Source organism: Streptomyces sp. NPDC002004 (genome assembly GCF_053593975.1).
Map to the genome: position 1 here is coordinate 1 of NZ_JBSFDP010000084.1, position 1,096 is coordinate 1,096.

Here is a 1,096-nt window from a genome sequence, read left to right on the forward strand (position 1 = left end):
GCCGGCGACACCGCCTCCACGGCGGCCTGCAGCGCATCCACCTTCGGCACCACCAGATAGTCGCCGTACTCGGCGGCCTCGTGCGTGAGGACCCGCACCGCACCGTGCTCGGCCAGAACACCGGCCGTGTCCGCGGCACCCGCACCCAGCGCGACGGCGACCGGCTCACCGATCCGCCGGGCCAGCGTCAGCAGCTCCAGCGTGGGCTTGCGGACGGCACCGTCCACGTGATCGACAAAGACGAGAACTTCAGCCATGGGAATTGCTCTCCTGCGTAACGAAGTTGAAGGACGGTCAGCGGGACGGGCCCTTTAGATGAACTTCTGGCCCGCAAGGAACTCGGCGAGCTGCTTACCGCCCTCACCCTCGTCCTTGACGATCGTGCCCGCCGTGCGGGCCGGACGCTCGGCCACGGCCACAACCCGGGTGAACGCACCCTCCAGGCCGACCTCCCCGGCCTCGATGCCCAGGTCGGACAGATCCCAGGACTCCACCGGCTTCTTCTTCGCCGCCATGATGCCCTTGAACGACGGATACCGCGCCTCACCCGACTGATCGGTCACCGAGACGACGGCCGGGAGCTGCGCCTCGAGCTGCTCGGAGGCGGCGTCACCGTCACGACGACCCCGCACCGTGCCGCCCTCGACGGAAACCTCGGAGAGCAGGGTGACCTGCGGGACACCCAGACGCTCGGCGACCAGCGCCGGCACGACACCCATCGTGCCGTCCGTCGACGCCATACCCGAGATCACCAGGTCGTAGCCGGCCTTCTCGATCGCCTTCGCCAGCACCAGCGACGTACCGATCGCATCCGTACCGTGCAGATCGTCGTCCTCGACATGGACCGCCTTGTCGGCACCCATGGACAGCGCCTTGCGCAGCGCATCCTTGGCATCCTCCGGACCCACCGTCAACACCGTGACCTCGGCGTCATCGGCGTCCTCCGCGATCTGCAGCGCCTGCTCGACCGCATACTCGTCGAGCTCGGAGAGCAGACCGTCCACATCGTCCCGGTCGACGGTCAGGTCATCGGCGAAGTGCCGGTCGCCAGTGGCGTCGGGCACGTACTTCACAGTGACAACGATCCTCAAGCTCA

The 1,096-nt window shown here is 67.8% G+C and carries 1 protein-coding gene and 1 pseudogene; both read right to left on the reverse strand.

Translation table 11 applies throughout. The features are described 5' to 3' along the window. A pseudogene (locus ACWCP6_RS37220) lies at positions 1–257 on the reverse strand (electron transfer flavoprotein subunit alpha/FixB family protein); the annotation flags it as partial. A gap of 54 nt (positions 258–311) precedes the next feature. Beyond that, a partial coding sequence (locus ACWCP6_RS37225) for an electron transfer flavoprotein subunit beta/FixA family protein (protein WP_450937095.1) occupies positions 312–1,096 on the reverse strand: 785 nt, incomplete at its 5' end.